Source organism: Streptomyces sp. NPDC126497 (assembly GCF_040302425.1).
Lineage (GTDB): Bacteria > Actinomycetota > Actinomycetes > Streptomycetales > Streptomycetaceae > Streptomyces.
Genome location: NZ_JBEORT010000045.1, coordinates 21930 through 37755, shown reverse-complemented (window position 1 = coordinate 37755; position 15826 = coordinate 21930). Strand labels below are relative to the sequence as shown.

The window sequence follows — 15826 nt, the reverse complement described above, 5'->3', positions numbered from 1 at the left end:
ATACTGAAATATTCAGCCGCATGGTTGTTTCAGGTAATGAACTATCCGAGGAAAGGTGCCCGGCCATGACCACCCCCACACTCCCCACCACCGGCCGCGAGTGGCATCTGCTCAGCCGCCCCGTCGGCTGGCCGAAGCCCGAGGACTTCGCCCTCGTCGAGGCGGAGGTCCCCGCCCCGGCCGGGGGACAGGTGCTCGTACGGAACAAGTACCTCTCCGTCGACCCGTACATGCGCGGCCGGATGAGTGCCGCGAAGTCCTACGTCGCCCCCTTCGAGCTGGGCAAGGTCATGCAGGGCGGCGCCGTCGGCGAGGTGGTCGCCTCGAACGCCGAGGGGATCGCCGTCGGCGACCACGTCCTGCACTTCCTCGGCTGGCGCGAGTACGCCGTCGTGGACGCGAAGAACGCCGTCACGGTGGACCCGCAGGCGGCGCCCCTGTCGGCGTACCTGGGCGTGCTGGGCATGACCGGCCTCACCGCCTACGCCGGCCTGCTGCGCACCGCCGCCTTCAAGGAGGGCGACTCCGTCTTCGTCTCCGGTGCCGCGGGCGCCGTCGGCAGCCAGGTCGGGCAGATCGCGAAGCTCAAGGGCGCCTCGCGGGTGATCGGCTCGGCCGGCTCCGACGAGAAGGTGAAGCTGCTCGTCGAGGAGTACGGCTTCGACGCCGCCTTCAACTACAAGAGCGGCCCCGTGAGCGAGCAGCTGCGCGCCGCCGCCCCGGACGGCGTCGACGTCTACTTCGACAACGTCGGCGGCGACCACCTGGAGGCCGCCATCGGCTCCCTCAACCGGGACGGCCGGATCGCCGTCTGCGGGATGATCTCGGTCTACAACAACACCGAGCCCGCCCCCGGCCCGCGCAACCTCGCCCGGCTGATCCAGACCCGCGGCCGCATCGAGGGCTTCCTCGTCGGTGACCACTACGACCTCCAGCCGCAGTTCGTCCGGGAGGTCGGCCCCTGGGTCCGCTCGGGCGAGCTGAAGTACCGCGAGACGGTCGTCGAGGGCATCGAGAACAACCTCGAGGCGTTCCTCGGCGTCCTGCGCGGCGACAACACCGGGAAGATGATCGTCAAGCTCTGACCCGGCCGTGACGCCGTCCGCCGGCGGTCGTTGCACACGACGGGGCCGCACCCTTGGACGTGGGGTGCGGCCCTCGCCCGTGCCGGGGGAGGGCGCCCCGATAAGGTCTTCCCATGCGCGATCTTGGGGTGGGTCTCCGGTATCTCCTGAAGGGCCAGCGGTGGGTGGCCCGGCACGGCAGGCAGTTCGGGTTCGGGCTGCTGCCGGGGCTGATCACCCTCGTCCTGTACGCCGCCGCCCTGGTCGCGCTCGCGCTCTGGGGAGAGGACTTCGTCACCTGGGCGACCCCGTTCGCCGACGACTGGTCCAGCCCCTGGGCCGGGCTGTTCCGCGGCTTCCTCACCGCCGTGCTGTTCGCGCTCGGCCTGCTGCTGTCCGTGCTCACCTTCACCGCGGTGACCCTGCTCATCGGGCAGCCGTTCTACGAGAACCTCTCCGAGAAGGTCGACCGGGACGTCTCGCCCGACGGCACCGCGCCCGAGTCGGGGCTGCCGCTGTGGCGGGAGCTGTGGGTCTCGGCCCGCGACAGCCTCCGCATCGTCGTACGGGCCCTGGTGTGGGGCGTGCTGCTGTTCGCGCTCGGGTTCGTCCCGGTGGTGGGGCAGACCGTCGTACCGGTGATCGGGTTCTTCGTCACCGGGTTCTTCCTCACCGAGGAGCTCACCGCCGTCGCGCTCCAGCGGCGCGGGGTGGAACTGCGGGAGCGGCTCGCCCTCCTGAGGTCCCGCAAGACCCTCGTCTGGGGCTTCGGCACACCCCTGGGCCTGGCGTTCCTGGTCCCGTTCGTCGCCGTCTTCCTGATGCCCGGCGCGGTCGCCGGCGCCACGCTGATGGCGCGCGACCTGCTCGGCGAGGAGACCTCCGGGGAGGACGCCGGGAAGCCCGGGAAGGAAGAGGACGTCCCCTCGTGACCGAGGTGCTCGCGGTCGCCGTCATCACCGTCCTGGCCGTGATCGCCCCGGGCGCCGACTTCGCCCTGGTGGTGCGCAACAGCTACCTCCACGGCCGCCGCACCGGCCTGCTCGGCGCACTCGGCGTCGCCGTCGGCGTCCTGGTGCACGTCACCTACACGATGCTCGGCGTCGGACTGCTGATCGCCTCCTCCGCCTTCCTGTTCACGGTCGTCAAACTGGTCGGCGCGGCCTACCTCGTGTACATCGGCGTCCGCACCTTCCGCACCCGCGGCGAGGTCACCGTCGACCTGGGGGACAGCACGGGACTGACCCCGTTCGCGGCGCTGCGCACCGGCTTCCTGACCAACGTCCTCAACCCGAAGACGACCCTGTTCGTCGTCTCGACCTTCGCGCAGGCCGTCGGCCCCGGCACCCCGGTCCTGACGCAGGCGGGCTACGGCCTGTTCATGTCGCTGGCCCACCTGCTGTGGTTCGGCGCCGTCGCGGTGTTCTTCTCCCACGACCGGATGCGCACCCTGATGCTGCGCGGCCAGAAGGTCCTCAACAAGGTCATCGGCTCCGTCCTGGCCGGCCTCGGCGTCGGCCTCGCGTTCGCCCCGTCGCACTGACCGCCGCGGTCACCGCCGGCCGCGCCCGCCCGACGGCGTCCGGCCGGTTCCGCCGGCCGCGGCGGGGTCCGGCCCGAAACAGATGTGAAAGGTTCGTACGGGATTGAAGCGGGCAGCCTGATGGAGGGGCCGCGGGATCACCACAGGGGTTACCGTCGGTCCGGTGGGCCCCCCATGAGCAGCCCCGGTCCGGGACCCTGACCCCGGACCGGGGCTTATGGGCGCGCGGCGACCGGCCCTACCGCACGCCGAAGCCGTACACCGTCGTGGAGCGGAACACCTCGCCCGGCCTCAGGACCGTGCTCGGGAACTCCGGGCGGTTCGGGGAGTCGGGGAAGTGCTGGGTCTCCAGCGCGATGCCGTCGCCGGGGGCGAAGGGCTCCCCGATGTGGTCCGCGGTGTACAGCTGCATCCCGGGCTCGGTGGTCGCCACCGTCAGCACCCGGCCCGACGTCGGGTCGTACAGCTCGGCGACCTCCTCGGGGGCCGCCGTCACCCCCTTGTCGAGGACGAAGTTGTCGTCGTAGCCGGTGCCGGCCTCGCGGGCCTCGCGGAAGTCGAAGCGGGTGCCGGCGACGTCGGCGAGCTCACCGCTCGGGATCAGGTCCGCGTCGGACGGGGTGTGGCGGGAGGCCGCCAGCCGCAGCTCGTGCCCGGCCGCGCTGCCCGAGCCGGACAGGTTCCAGTACGAGTGGTTCGTCAGGTTCACGTGCGTCGGCGCGTCCGTCACCGCCTCGTACGCGATCCCCAGCGCGCCCCGCTCGTCCAGCGTGTACGTCACCGAGACCTCAAGACGCCCCGGGAAGCCCTCCTCGCCGTCCTCGGCGACCAGGGACAGCCGCAGACCGTGCTCGACCGGGGCGACGTCCCACACGCGCTTGTCGAAGCCCCGCTCACCGCCGTGCAGCGAGTTCGGCCCGTCGTTCGCCGCCAGCGTGTGGTCGCGCCCGTCCAGGGAGAAGCGGGCGCCCGCGATCCGGTTGGCGTACCGGCCGATCAGGGCGCCCAGGAAGGGCTCCGGATGGCGGAGGTAGCCGTCCAGGTCGGGGAATCCCAGTACCACGCTCCCGGTCCGTCCGTCCCGGTCCGGCACCTCGACGTCCTGCACGATCCCGCCGTAGGACAGGATCCGTACCCGTACGCCCGCCCGTTCCAGGGTCCAGCGGTGCACCGGTGTGCCGTCGGGAAGTGTGCCGAAGAGTTCGTTCATGTGCGGAACAATAAGTCACGGCCGCTTCGCCGTGACCGTCCGGTAGGCGATCTCGGCGAGCTCGGCCTGCCCCTCGACGCTGGGATGGAACCAGTCCCAGCGGCTCAGCTCGGCGGTGCCGAAGCGGTACGCGTGCACCGCGCCGCCGTCGAAGCGGCAGCGGCGGTCCTTCGCGCAGACCTCCTCCAGCACCTCGTTGTAGTCCTCCACCCGCTCGCGCACCGTCTCGCGCCGCAGCGTCGCCGCGGCGTCCAGGGAATCCGCGTCACCCAGCATCGACGGGCAGATGCCCAGCTTCCACACCTGCCTGCCCAGCGGATTGGTCCGGCCCTGCGACCAGAGCCGCTTCAGGTCCGGCACGCTCGCCACGTACACCTGCGCCGTGGGCAGCGCCTCGCGCAGCGTGCGCATGGCCTCCTGGAAGTCGGCCCGGAAGTCCTCCACCGGCGTCATCGCCGCCGTGGTCTCCCGGCAGGCGTCGTTCGCCCCGGCCATCACCGCCACCAGCTCCGGGCCCCGTCGCACCGCCCGCGCCATCTGCCCCGGCAGGTCCGCCATCCGGGCCCCGGTCACCGCGTGGTTCCAGGCCCGCTCGGCCGCGCCCGCCCGCCCCAGCAGCCGGACGGCGAGACTGTCCACCTGCTCGTCGGCGCCCGTCGCCCACGACACCTCGGGACAGTCCGTCAGCACCGCGCACGCGTCGAAGCCGCGCGTGATGGAGTCCCCCACGGCGGCGACCGACTCCGGACTGGTGTCCCACACGGGCGTCGGCCTCGGGGACGGCCGCTCCTTCCGCGCCGCCGTGCCCGACGGGGCGGCGGAGTCACCGCCGACGGCGTCGCAGCCGGCCACGCCCAGCACCGCGGCCGTCACCGCGGCCAGCACGGCCCGTGCACGGCGTCCGCGCCCCCGCGTCGCCCGCTCCATCCCTCGCCTCCCCGCGCACCGTGATCCGTCCGTCCCCCACCCATGACAACGCACGGGAGTTCCCGCCCCCACCCGTACAGGCGTCCTGCCGGGTGAATGACGCACGTTTCCCGGCACCGGGACCGACGGTACGTCACACTCCTTGCCCCGTCGCACGGTAGCCTCGCCATCAACGTGGTCCGACCGGGCCGCGCCCGTTCCAAGACGACCCGCTCAGCCCGGAGGTTCCGGTGACGACCCGTGGAGTTCTGTACGTGCACTCCGCGCCGCGCGCGTTGTGCCCGCACGTCGAGTGGGCCGTCGCCGGGGTGCTCGGCACGCGCGTCAGCCTGGACTGGATCCGCCAGCCCGCCGCCCCCGGCACCTGGCGCTCCGAGTTCTCCTGGAAGGGCCGGGCGGGCACCGCCTCCCAACTCGCCTCCGCGCTGCGCGGCTGGCAGATGCTGCGCTTCGAGGTCACCGCCGAGCCCTGCCCCACCGCCGAGGGCGAGCGCTACAGCTGCACCCCCGACCTGGGCATCTTCCACGCCGTCACCGGCATCCACGGCGACATCCTCATCCCCGAGGACCGCCTCCGCGCCGCCCTGGTCCGCTCCCGGACCGAGGAGACCGACCTCGAGTCGGAGATCGCCAAACTCCTCGGCAAGCCCTGGGACGACGAACTCGAACCCTTCCGCTACGCGGGAGAGGGCGCCCCGGTCCGCTGGCTCCACCAGGTGGTCTGAGAAACACCCCGGGACGCGGCGCCCCTTGAAAGGGGCGCGGGGCTGTGCCGGTATGCGGCTTTGCCGCGCGGGCGCGCTCAACCCCCTCGAGGGGCGCGGGGGACTGCGCGACAAGCCACAACGATCCCGCACCCGACCGACCTCCCCCTCCCCCCGGGGCGGAGGGGCGGAGCCCCTCGAGGACGGGACGGGTAGGGGCGGCGGGGGCGAAAACCTCCCGGCACGCCCTCACGGCGCCGCACGGCAAAGGGCCCCCACCCCGCAGAGGGGTGAGGGCCCTTCAGACCACCGGCGCCCGTCACACGGACCGGAACGCCAGCACCACGTTGTGCCCACCGAACCCGAACGAGTCGTTCAACGCGGCGATCCGCCCGTCCACGGGCAGCTTCCGCGCCTCGCCGCGCACGACGTCCGCGGCCGCCTCGGCCTCCGGGTCCAGGTTCTCCACGTTGATCGTCGGCGGAGCCACCCGGTGGTACAGCGCCAGCACGGTGGCCACCGACTCCACCCCGCCCGCGCCGCCCAGCAGGTGCCCGGTCATCGACTTCGTCGCGGAGACCGCGAAGTGGTCCGCGTCGTCCCCGAACACCTTCCGCAGCGCCTTCAGTTCCGCGATGTCACCGGCCGGCGTGGACGTGGCGTGCGCGTTGACGTGCACGATCTCCGCCGGGTCCAGGTCCGTCCGCTCCAGCAGGTTCTGCAGGGCGTGCGAGATGCCGCGCCCCTCCGGCTCCGGCTGCACGATGTCGTGCGCGTCGGCCGAGATGCCCTGGCCGACCGCCTCCGCGTACACCCGGGCGCCCCGCGCGGCGGCGTGCTCGGCGGACTCCAGGACGACGACGCCCGCGCCCTCGCCCATGACGAAGCCGTCACGGGCCACGTCGTAGGGGCGCGAGGCGCCCTCGGGGTCGTCGTTGTTCTTGGACATCGCCATCATGTTGCCGAACGCGGCGATCGGCAGCGGGTGGATCGCCGCCTCCGTGCCGCCCGCGACGACGACGTCGGCACGGCCGGTGCGGATCATCTCGATGGCGTAGCCGATGGCCTCGGCGCCCGACGCGCACGCGGAGACCGGGGTGTGCACACCGGCGCGGGCGTTCACCGCGAGACCCACGTTCGCGGACGGGCTGTTCGGCATCAGCATGGGGACGGTGTGCGGGGAGACGCGGCGTACGCCCTTCTCCTTCAGCACGTCGTGCTGGTCCAGCAGGGTCGTCACACCGCCGATGCCGGACGCGATCACCGCGCCCAGCCGGTCGGGGTCGACGCTCGGGTCCTCGCCGGCCTTGGCTTCGAAGCCGGCGTCGGCCCACGCCTCCTTGGCGGCGATCAGCGCGAACTGCGCCGAACGGTCCAGGCGGCGGGCCTGCGGCCGGGGGATGACCTCGGTGGGCTCCACGGCCGCCCGGGCCGCGATGCGGACCGCCTGCTCGGCGGCCCACTCCTCCGTGAGGAGCTTGACGCCGGAACGTCCGGCGACCAGGCCCTCCCAGGTCGAGGCTGCGTCGCCACCCAGCGGTGTGGTTGCGCCGATACCGGTGACGACCACGGTGCGATTGGTCGGGCTCATCGGAATTCTCTCTCCAACGGATCTACGAGGATTCGTACGGCGCCACCGCCGGGTGGCGGGGCCGGGACCCCCGGCCCCCGGGCCTTCCGTCCGTACGGAAGGCCCGGCAGGGCTCAGGCCTGGTGCTTGAGGATGTAGTCGGTCGCGTCGCCGACCGTCTTGAGGTTCTTGACGTCGTCGTCCGGGATCTTGACGTCGAAGCGCTCCTCGGCGGCGACGACGACCTCGACCATGGACAGCGAGTCGACGTCCAGGTCGTCGGTGAAGGACTTGTCCAGCTGGACGTCCTCAACCGGGATGCCGGCGATCTCGTTGACGATCTCCGCGAGACCGGCGACGATCTCTTCCTGAGTGGCGGCCATGGTGGCGCTCCTTCGTTCTGGTTCCAGAGGGTGTGACGGTGGTTCCTCGCGTACCGGACACATGATCCGGCACGGAGTGCCTAGGGGAGGGTAACGACCGTAGCGGCGTAGACGAGACCCGCCCCGAAGCCGATGACGAGCGCGGTGTCGCCGCTCTTCGCCTCGCCGGTCGCCAGGAGCCGCTCCATCGCGAGCGGGATCGAGGCGGCCGAGGTGTTGCCGGTGGTGCGGATGTCACGGGCGACCATGACGTGCTCCGGCAGTTTCAGGGTCTTCACCATCGAGTCGATGATCCGCACGTTGGCCTGGTGCGGGATGAAGACGTCCAGGTCGTCCGCGGTGATCCCGGCCGCGTCCAGCGCCTGCTGGGCGACCTTCGCCATCTCGAACACGGCCCAGCGGAACACCGCCTGGCCCTCCTGCGTGATCGCGGGGAACTTCTCGACGGTCCCGTCGCGGTAGTCCGACCACGGCACGGTCTGCTTGATGGTCTCGGACTTGTCGCCCTCCGAGCCCCACACGGTCGGGCCGATCGCGGGCTCCCGGGAGGGGCCGACGACCACCGCGCCCGCGCCGTCGCCGAACAGGAAGGCCGTGGCCCGGTCCTCCAGGTCGGTCAGGTCGCTCAGCCGCTCCACGCCGATGACCAGGACGTACTCCGCCGAGCCCTCGACGACCATGCCCTTGGCCAGCGTCAGCCCGTAGCCGAAGCCGGCGCAGCCCGCGGAGATGTCGAAGGCGGCGGCCCTGTCCGTGCCCAGCTTGTCGGCGATCTCGGTGGCGACGGCCGGGGTCTGGCTGAAGTGCGAGACGGTCGACACGACGACGGCGCCGATCTGCGAGGCGTCGATCCCGGCGTCCGCGATCGCCTTCCCGGAGGCCTCGATCGACATCGCCGCGACGGTCTCCTCGGGGGACGCCCAGTGGCGGGTCTCGATGCCGGAGCGCGAGCGGATCCACTCGTCGGACGAATCGATCGTCTCGAGGATCACCTCGTTCGGCACGACCCGGGTGGGCCGGTACCCGCCCACGCCGAGGATGCGCGCGTACGGGGCGCCCTTGCTGGGCTTGATCTTCGCCATGCGGGTGGGCTCCTTAGGGCGGTCAGGCGGTGTGCTCGGCGACGAGCTCACGGGCCGCGTCGAGGTCGGCGGGGGTCTTCAGGGCCAGCGTCCTGACGCCGGGCAGGGCGCGCTTGGCGAGGCCGGTGAGGGTGCCGCCGGGGCAGACCTCCAGGAGCGCGGTGACGCCGAGCTCCTTGAAGGTCTCCATGCACAGGTCCCAGCGGACCGGGTTGGCGACCTGGCCGACCAGGCGCTTCAGCACTTCGGTGCCGGAGGCGACCGTCGCGCCGTCCCTGTTCGACACGTAGGTGAACCTCGGGTCGCCCGGGGTCAGCGCCTCGGCGGCCCTCGCCAGCGCGTCCACGGCGGGACCCATGTGGTGGGTGTGGAAGGCGCCGGCCACCTTGAGCGCGACGACCCGGCGCACGCCCTCGGGCTTGTCCGCCTCCAGCGCGGCGAGCTGCTCCGCGGTGCCGGCCGCGACGATCTGGCCCGCGCCGTTGATGTTCGCCGGGGTCAGGCCCAGCCTCTCCAGGTGCGCCACGGTCGTGTCGGGGTCGCCGCCGAGCAGCGCGGCCATGCCGGTCTCGGTGACCGCGGCGGCGTCGGCCATCGCCAGACCCCGCTTGCGGACCAGGGAGAGCGCGGCGGTGTCGTCGAGGACACCCGCGATGGCCGCGGCGGTGATCTCGCCGACGCTGTGCCCGGCGACGGCCCCCGGACGGCCCGCCGCGTCGGCGGCGGACGGGTCGACACCGAGTGCCGTGGCGGACAGCAGCCCGGCCGCGACCAGCAGCGGCTGGGCGACGGCCGTGTCGCGGATGGCGTCCGCGTCGGCCTTCGTGCCGTAGTGGGCGAGGTCGAGGCCGAGGGCGTCGGACCACGCGGCGACGCGGTCCGCGGCGCCGGGGAGTTCGAGCCATTCAGTCAGGAAGCCGGGCGTCTGGGAGCCCTGGCCGGGAGCGACGAGTACGAGCACTCTCACACTCTCTCTTGGGGACGGCCACGGCCGCCCGTGAGGACAAGGACGAAGAACAGCAGGGGCTTTTGTGGAGACCTGACAAAATGCTAGGGCTGAGGATCGCCGACGGCCAGACGTCCCAGGATCAGCGCGATCCGCAGCGTGAACGCAGAGCGTACATCGGAGGGTGACCATCCGGTGACGTCAGTCACACGTCGAAGCCGGTAACGCACGGTGTTGGGGTGAACGAACAGCATCCGCGCCGCGCCCTCGAGGCTGCTCGCCTGCTCCAGATAGACGCTGAGCGTCTCCAGCAGCGCGGCCCCCGCCTCCTCCAGCGGTCTGTAGATCTCCTCCACCAACTGCTCGCGGGCGGAGGGGTCTCCGGCGATCGCGCGCTCCGGCAGCAGATCGTCGGCCAGGACCGGGCGCGGGGCGTCCTGCCAGGCGGAACACGCCTTGAGGCCCGCCGCGGCGGCCTGTGCGGACCGGGTCGCGGCCAGCAGGTCGGGCACCACCGGGCCGGCGACGACCGGCCCCGCCGCGTACGGCCCGATCAGCGACCTGGCGACGCCCAGCGGATTGTCGCTGCCGCCCGCGATCACCACGAGCCGGTTCCCGAGCACCCCGGTCAGCACCTGGAGCTTGGCGTGCCGGGCGGCCCGCCGGATGGCCTCCACGGTCAGTTCGGAGTCCCCGTCGGGGGCGGTGCCCAGCACCACGCACACGTGGTCGGGCGAGTTCCAGCCCAGGGCGGCGGCCCGCGACACGGCGCCCTCGTCCGCCTCGCCGCTGAGCACCGCGTTCACCACGAGGGACTCCAGCCGGGCGTCCCAGGCACCCCGTGCCTCCGCGGCCTGGGCGTACACCTGGGCCGTGGCGAAGGCGATCTCCCGCGCGTACACCAGCAGCGCCTCGCGCAGCACGCTCTCGTCGCCGGGCGCCGCCACCTCGTCGATGGCGGACTCCATGACCTCGATGGTGGTGCGCACCATCTCCACGGTCTGCCGCAGCGTGATGGCCCGGGTCAGCTCGCGCGGCGCGGTGCCGAAGACGTCGGTGGAGATGGCCTGCGGGGCGTCCGGGCGCCGGAACCACTCGGTGAAGGCGGCGATGCCCGCCTGGGCGACCAGACCGATCCAGGAACGGTTCTCCGGGGGCATGGCCCGGTACCAGGACAGCGTCTCGTCCATCCGTGCGATCGCCTGCGCGGCGAGACTGCCGGACGACTTCTCCAGCCGCTTCAGCGTCGCGGTGTGCGGATGGGCGGGGCGCGCCGCGGCTCGGTGGGTACGGGTTTCGGGTTCGGGCACGGGGACAAGACTGCCTTATCGGTACGGCCGTGCGTGTCGCCGGGTCTACGGTGGACCGCGTGATGGACGTACGGCGCGCGCACGAGCGCTACCGGGGCGGCGATCGGGCGGCCGGGATCGAGACCCGCCACGCCTTCTCCTTCGGCCCCCACTACGACCCGGACAACCTCCGCTTCGGCGCGGTGGTCGCCTGCAACGAGGAGCGCCTCGCCCCCGGCGCCGGCTTCGACGAGCACCCGCACAGCCACACCGAGATCGTGACCTGGGTGGTGGAGGGCGAGCTGACCCACCGCGACTCCACGGGCCGGGAGACGGTGGTCCGCCCCGGCGACCTCCAGCGCCTGAGCGCCGCCTCCGGCGTCCGCCACGTGGAGCGCAACGCCGGCGACCGGCCGCTGACCTTCCTCCAGATGTGGCTGGCCCCGCTGGAGCCCGGCGGCGACCCCGCCTACGAGGTCGTCCGCGGCATGGCCGACTCCACCCCGTACGCCCTTCCCCAGGCGGGCGCGATGCTCCACGTACGCCGGCTCGCGGCGGGGGAGCGGACCGCCGTCCCCGACGCCGCGCACGTGTACGTCCACGTGGTGCGCGGCGGTGTCCGCCTGGACGGCGAGGACCTGGGCCCGGGCGACGCGGCCCGCCTCACGGACCCGGAGGGCGTCGAGGCGGTCGCCGCGACCGCGCCGGCGGAGCTGCTGCTGTGGGAGATGCGGGCCCGCTGAGCCGCCCGCGGCGGTCCGCGCTCCGGCGCCGGCGCGCGTTCACCGAATTTTTCGCGGGAGTTTCGAACGTACCGTTGTCGATCTGCGTCTTACCCCCCGCAGACCGCTCAGGGGGCCGGCGGTCGGCACGGCAAGGCAGGACAAGGCCCGCTCCGGATCCGTCCGTTGGGAGAGATGTATGAAGTCGTGGCGTTCTCGTATCGCCGCTGCCGCGATCGGCACCGCGCTGGTCGCCGTTCCGCTGACCGCGGCCCCGGCGTCCGCCGCCGGCACCAATCCCTGGGGCTACGTGGAGATCTCCGGCTGGAGGAACAAACTCGCGTGCGTGGATGACGGGCAGTACGCCCTCGCCCACGGGTACGTGAACTACTACTGCGACTGGGACGACCCGTACTGGGTCCTGTGGGCCCTCCCCGCGTAGGACCGGCCGCCGACGGGCGGGTGACCGGCACGGGGAGCCGGAGCCGGCCGGTGGCCGTGGGGCCGCCGGCCGGTGCGCGGGGCTCAGCCGCGCAGGTCCGCCAGCACCGCGTCGGTGAACGGCGGCCACGCCTCGACCGCCCAGGGGCCGAAGGCACGGTCCGTCAGGGCCACGCAGGCCGCGCCCGCGTCGGGGTCGATCCACAGGAACGTGCCCGACTGGCCGAAGTGGCCGAAGGCGCGCGGCGAGGACGAGGCGCCCGTCCAGTGCGGGGACTTGGAGTCACGGATCTCGAGGCCCAGGCCCCAGTCGTTGGGGTTCTGGTGGCCGTACCCCGGCAGGACGCCCTTGGTGCCGGGGTACTGGACCGTCATCGCCGCGGCGACCGTGCGCGGGTCGAGGAGGCGCGGCGCCTGCACCTCGGCGGCGAAGCGCAGCAGGTCGTCCACGGTGGAGACGGCGTCCTTCGCGGGGGAGCCCTCCAACGAGGTCCCGGTCATCCCCAGCGGCTCCAGCACCGCCTGCCGCAGGTACTCCGCGAACGGGATCTCCGTCGCCTTCTCGACGTGGTCGCCCAGCTGCTCGAACCCGGCGTTGGAGTACAGCCGCCGCTCGCCCGGCGCCGAGGTCGCCCTGTGCTCGTCGAAGGCCAGCCCCGAGGTGTGCGCGAGCAGGTGCCGGACCGTCGAGCCCTCCGGGCCGGCCGGCTCGTCCAGTTCGATCGCGCCCTCCTCGTACGCCACGAGCACCGCGTACGCCGCCAGCGGCTTGGTGACCGAGGCCAGCGGGAAGCGGTGCCCGGTGGGGCCGTGCGTGCCCAGGACGGTGCCGTCCGCCCGTACGACACCCGCCGCGGCGGTGGGAACCGGCCAGTTCTCGATCAGCGCGAGGCTCTTCAGCGACATGCCGTCGAGCCTAAGCGCTCAGAGCATCAGCTCCAGCAAGGGGTCCGGCTTGATCTTGAAGCCCAGGGAGACGTACAGCGGTTCGGCCTGCGAGGAGGCGGTGAGGCGGACCCGCCGGGCGCCGCGCTCGCGGAACCACTCCAGCAGCGCCTCCATGCAGGCGCGCGCGTACCCGCGGCGGCGCGTCTCCGGGTCGGTGGCGACGCTGAAGACGTAGCCGTCGGTGCCGCGCGGGTTGTGCGCGCCGCCGATGCGGTACTCCAGCGAGCCGGCCACCAGCGCCGCCAGCGCGCCCGGCCGCTCCGGGTGGTCCACGACGAACGCCGCGAAGGCGCCGTCCGGCTCGGACAGCCTGTCGCGCAGCACGGGCAGCGACTCGGCGTGCCAGGCCGTGGACGGGTCGGACCGGGCCATGGAGTCGATCATCACCTGGCGCAGGCGCAGCACTTCCCCCGCGTCCTCGGGCGTCGCCCGGCGTACAGAGGTCATGGCCGCACAATAATCGGCCACCCGCCGCCTCGTCCCGTCCTTTCCCGCGGCGTCGCTTGCCTGGAGCGCACTCCAGCGTTCTAGCGTGGGGGCCATGACGGTGACGGAGACGGAGACGACGGGGGCCGGCGCCGACGCCTGCGCCGGACCCCCGCAGGGGAACCGCCGGCCGGACGGCGAGGACCGGTACACGATCAGCGAGGTGGTCGCCCTCACCGGGCTGACGGCGCACACCCTGCGCTGGTACGAGCGCATCGGGCTGATGCCGCACATCGACCGCTCCCACACCGGGCAGCGGCGCTACAGCAACCGCGACCTCGACTGGCTCGCCCTCGTCGGCAAGCTCCGGCTGACCGGGATGCCGGTCGCGGACATGGTGCGGTACGCGGAACTGGTCCGCGCGGGCGATCACACCTACACCGAGCGCTTCGAACTGCTCCGGCGGACCCGCGAGGACGTACTGTCCCGGATCGCCGAACTCCAGGGCACGCTCGCCGTGCTCGACCGGAAGATCGGTTTCTACGCGGACGCCGGGCGCGCCCTGGCGTCGGAGAGGACACGATGACCGACATCGACAGGATCGGCACCGCCGCGCTGGGCGAGGGCGGCCCCCTGGTGGGCGTGCAGGGCCTCGGCTGCATGGGCATGAGCTTCGCCTACGGCCCCGCGGACGCGGACGCCTCGCGGGCCACCCTGGAGCGGGCCCTGGAACTCGGCGTCACGCTCTACGACACGGCGGACGCGTACGGCGCGGGCGACAACGAGCGGTTCCTCGCCCCGTTCTTCAAGGCCCACCGGGACGAGGTGGTCGTCGCCACCAAGTTCGCCCTGTCGATCCCGCCGGACGACCCGACCCGGCGGATCATCCGCAACGACGCGCCGTACATCCGCGAGGCCGTCGAGGCGAGCCTGAAGCGCCTGGACGTCGACGTGATCGACCTCTACTACATGCACCGGCGCGATGTGGACGTGCCGATCGAGGAGACCGTCGGCGTCATGGCCGAGCTGGTGCGCGAGGGCAAGGTCAAGCAGCTGGGCCTGAGCGAGGTCACGGCCGGCGAACTGCGCGCCGCGCACGGGGTGCACCCGATCGCCGCCGTGCAGTCGGAGTGGTCGTTGTTCAGCCGGGACATCGAGGCGAAGGTCGTACCGGCCGCGCGTGAACTGGGCGTGACCCTGGTCCCGTACTCCCCGCTCGGCCGCGGCTTCCTGACCGGCTCCTTCGCCGACGCCGACCAGGACCTGACGGCCGACGACTTCCGCCGTCAGATGCCCCGCTTCACGGGCGCCAACGCGGCGGCCAACGCGGCGCTGCTGGAACCGGTCCGCTCGGTGGCCGAGGCCCACGACGCCACCCCGGGGCAGATCGCCCTGGCCTGGGTCCACCAGCAGGCGGAGGTCCACCGCCTCCCGGTCGTCCCCATCCCGGGCACCCGCAGGCCGGCCCGGGTGGAGGAGAACACGGCGGCGACGCACATCACCCTGACGCGGGAGGAACTGGCCCTGCTGGAGCCCATCGCCGAGAAGGTGGCGGGCACCCGCTACAAGGACATGGCGTTCACCTCTGCCGGACGGGAGTGAAACGCGCCCCGAGGGGGCGCGGGGAACTGCGCGACCGGCCACAGCAGGCCCAAGGCCGAAACACAACCGCACCCGGCAGACGCTAGAGCTCCGCGAGCAACTCCGCCTTCTTCGAGGAGAACTCCTCGTCCGTCACCAGCCCCGCCTGATGCAACTCCCCGAGATGCCGGATCCGCTCGGCGATGTCCGCGGGGTCACGGCGCGCCCGCGCCGTGGACATCGCCGGCACCGGCTCGCAGTTGCGCACCGCCGCCAGCACCGCCGCCGCGAACGGCAGCGACTCGTGCACCGGGCCGTACCCCAGCCCGAACACCACCGCCGCCGGGTCCTGGTCGGCCTGCGCCGGCGGAGCCCCCGCGTCCCTGCGCAGCAACCGCAGGTGTCCCTCGAACACCTCCGGCGACCGCCACTCCACCCCGCTCAGCTCACCCAGCGGGAAACGCTGGTCGCCGGCCTTCCACTTCGCCGACGACGCACCCGTCCAGAACCACCGGAAGGACACCGCCGTGCCGTCGAAGGTCGCCTTCCCGTCGTACGCCTTGAACTGCAGCGGCGCCTCGGGGGCGGCCACCAGATGGCGTTCGGCGGGCCCGGACTCGGTGAGCCGGTCGCGCAGTTCGTCGGCGTAGTACTCGGCGAGCGTCTCGCGCTCGGCGGGCAGCACCAGCCGGTAGGGGTCGCTGCTCTCCTTCAGCTGCCCGGCGGCGGCCTCCATCAGCGGATCGGCTCCGGGCCGGGGTTCGAGACGCAGGACCACGGTCCCGCGCTTCCCGGGCGCGAGGGTCACCCCCTCGATCGCCTCCAGCGGAACACGCCGCTCCCCGAGGGCCTGGAACAGCTTGGGCGTGCGAATCCCCCGCTCGTACCGGATGAGCACGGATTCGGACTCGAACTCCCAGGCAGCATGAAATCCGGCCAGTACGTCACCCATGCGGCTCATCGTATGCGGCACGAGCTTCTCCGTCCCCT

General features: G+C 72.6%; 18 protein-coding genes. 8 read left to right on the top strand and 10 right to left on the bottom strand.

Going from position 1 to position 15826, the window contains the following annotated elements:
* The first annotated feature begins 65 nt into the window (after positions 1-65).
* The 3 genes from ABTY20_RS19935 to ABTY20_RS19925 all read left to right on the top strand — a co-directional run bounded on the left by ABTY20_RS19935 (position 66) and on the right by ABTY20_RS19925 (position 2607).
* Positions 66-1085 carry an NADP-dependent oxidoreductase gene (locus ABTY20_RS19935; protein ID WP_351998332.1) on the top strand — a complete coding sequence of 340 codons (1020 nt, stop codon included), beginning with the start codon at positions 66-68 and terminating at the stop codon, positions 1083-1085.
* Between the two features lie 113 nt (positions 1086-1198).
* Positions 1199-1996, top strand: a complete 798-nt coding sequence (locus tag ABTY20_RS19930) for an EI24 domain-containing protein (RefSeq protein ID WP_351998331.1) — start codon at positions 1199-1201, stop codon at positions 1994-1996.
* Positions 1993-2607 (top strand): LysE family translocator, encoded by a 615-nt coding sequence (locus ABTY20_RS19925; RefSeq protein WP_351998330.1) that lies wholly within the window; start codon positions 1993-1995, stop codon positions 2605-2607. Before ABTY20_RS19930 ends, ABTY20_RS19925 begins: the two co-directional genes overlap by 4 nt.
* 238 nt (positions 2608-2845) lie before the next feature.
* Here the strand turns inward: ABTY20_RS19925 and ABTY20_RS19920 are convergent, their stop codons facing one another.
* Both ABTY20_RS19920 and ABTY20_RS19915 read right to left on the bottom strand, forming a co-directional pair.
* Positions 2846-3817 carry an aldose epimerase family protein gene (locus ABTY20_RS19920; protein WP_351998329.1) on the bottom strand — a complete coding sequence of 324 codons (972 nt, stop codon included), beginning with the start codon at positions 3815-3817 and terminating at the stop codon, positions 2846-2848.
* A 15-nt stretch (positions 3818-3832) separates the two neighbouring features.
* The gene (locus tag ABTY20_RS19915) at positions 3833-4744 is read right to left on the bottom strand and encodes an SGNH/GDSL hydrolase family protein (RefSeq protein ID WP_351998328.1); all 912 of its coding nucleotides are present in this window, start codon (positions 4742-4744) and stop codon (positions 3833-3835) included.
* 230 nt (positions 4745-4974) lie between these two features.
* Between ABTY20_RS19915 and ABTY20_RS19910 the strand changes: the two genes are divergently transcribed.
* Positions 4975-5469 carry a DUF3145 domain-containing protein gene (locus tag ABTY20_RS19910; protein WP_351998327.1) on the top strand — a complete coding sequence of 165 codons (495 nt, stop codon included), beginning with the start codon at positions 4975-4977 and terminating at the stop codon, positions 5467-5469.
* Positions 5470-5767: 298 nt separating this feature from the next.
* Here ABTY20_RS19910 and fabF read toward each other — a convergent pair whose 3' ends face one another.
* The 5 genes from fabF to fasR form a co-directional block, all read right to left on the bottom strand.
* A complete protein-coding gene (gene fabF, locus ABTY20_RS19905) occupies positions 5768-7039 on the bottom strand; it encodes a beta-ketoacyl-ACP synthase II (RefSeq protein WP_351998326.1) in 1272 nt (423 codons plus the stop codon).
* 113 nt (positions 7040-7152) lie between these two features.
* Entirely contained in the window at positions 7153-7401 is a 249-nt protein-coding gene (locus tag ABTY20_RS19900) for an acyl carrier protein (RefSeq protein WP_004931691.1), read from the bottom strand.
* Between the two features lie 80 nt (positions 7402-7481).
* Positions 7482-8483, bottom strand: a complete 1002-nt coding sequence (locus tag ABTY20_RS19895) for a ketoacyl-ACP synthase III (protein WP_351998325.1) — start codon at positions 8481-8483, stop codon at positions 7482-7484.
* A 22-nt stretch (positions 8484-8505) separates the two neighbouring features.
* A complete protein-coding gene (locus ABTY20_RS19890) occupies positions 8506-9444 on the bottom strand; it encodes an ACP S-malonyltransferase (protein ID WP_351998324.1) in 939 nt (312 codons plus the stop codon).
* An 89-nt stretch (positions 9445-9533) separates the two neighbouring features.
* The gene (gene fasR / locus ABTY20_RS19885) at positions 9534-10739 is read right to left on the bottom strand and encodes a fatty acid biosynthesis transcriptional regulator FasR (protein WP_351998323.1); all 1206 of its coding nucleotides are present in this window, start codon (positions 10737-10739) and stop codon (positions 9534-9536) included.
* A 62-nt stretch (positions 10740-10801) separates the two neighbouring features.
* Between fasR and ABTY20_RS19880 the strand changes: the two genes are divergently transcribed.
* Positions 10802-11461, top strand: a complete 660-nt coding sequence (locus tag ABTY20_RS19880; RefSeq protein WP_351998343.1) for a pirin family protein — start codon at positions 10802-10804, stop codon at positions 11459-11461.
* A gap of 178 nt (positions 11462-11639) precedes the next feature.
* Complete coding sequence (locus ABTY20_RS19875) at positions 11640-11882, top strand: hypothetical protein (protein ID WP_351998322.1); 243 nt, start codon at positions 11640-11642, stop codon at positions 11880-11882.
* An 83-nt stretch (positions 11883-11965) separates the two neighbouring features.
* Here the strand turns inward: ABTY20_RS19875 and ABTY20_RS19870 are convergent, their stop codons facing one another.
* Entirely contained in the window at positions 11966-12787 is an 822-nt protein-coding gene (locus ABTY20_RS19870; protein WP_351998321.1) for a serine hydrolase domain-containing protein, read from the bottom strand.
* An 18-nt stretch (positions 12788-12805) separates the two neighbouring features.
* A complete protein-coding gene (locus ABTY20_RS19865; RefSeq protein WP_351998320.1) occupies positions 12806-13276 on the bottom strand; it encodes a GNAT family N-acetyltransferase in 471 nt (156 codons plus the stop codon).
* 100 nt (positions 13277-13376) lie between these two features.
* Here ABTY20_RS19865 and ABTY20_RS19860 point away from each other — a divergent pair, with 100 nt between their 5' ends.
* The gene (locus ABTY20_RS19860) at positions 13377-13841 is read left to right on the top strand and encodes a MerR family transcriptional regulator (RefSeq protein WP_502991845.1); all 465 of its coding nucleotides are present in this window, start codon (positions 13377-13379) and stop codon (positions 13839-13841) included.
* Positions 13838-14857 (top strand): aldo/keto reductase, encoded by a 1020-nt coding sequence (locus ABTY20_RS19855; RefSeq protein WP_351998318.1) that lies wholly within the window; start codon positions 13838-13840, stop codon positions 14855-14857. Before ABTY20_RS19860 ends, ABTY20_RS19855 begins: the two co-directional genes overlap by 4 nt.
* Before the next feature lie 82 nt (positions 14858-14939).
* On the opposite strand, the gene ABTY20_RS19850 is transcribed toward ABTY20_RS19855, so the two are convergent.
* Positions 14940-15788 carry a DUF4429 domain-containing protein gene (locus ABTY20_RS19850; protein ID WP_351998317.1) on the bottom strand — a complete coding sequence of 283 codons (849 nt, stop codon included), beginning with the start codon at positions 15786-15788 and terminating at the stop codon, positions 14940-14942.
* Between the last annotated feature and the right edge of the window lie 38 nt (positions 15789-15826).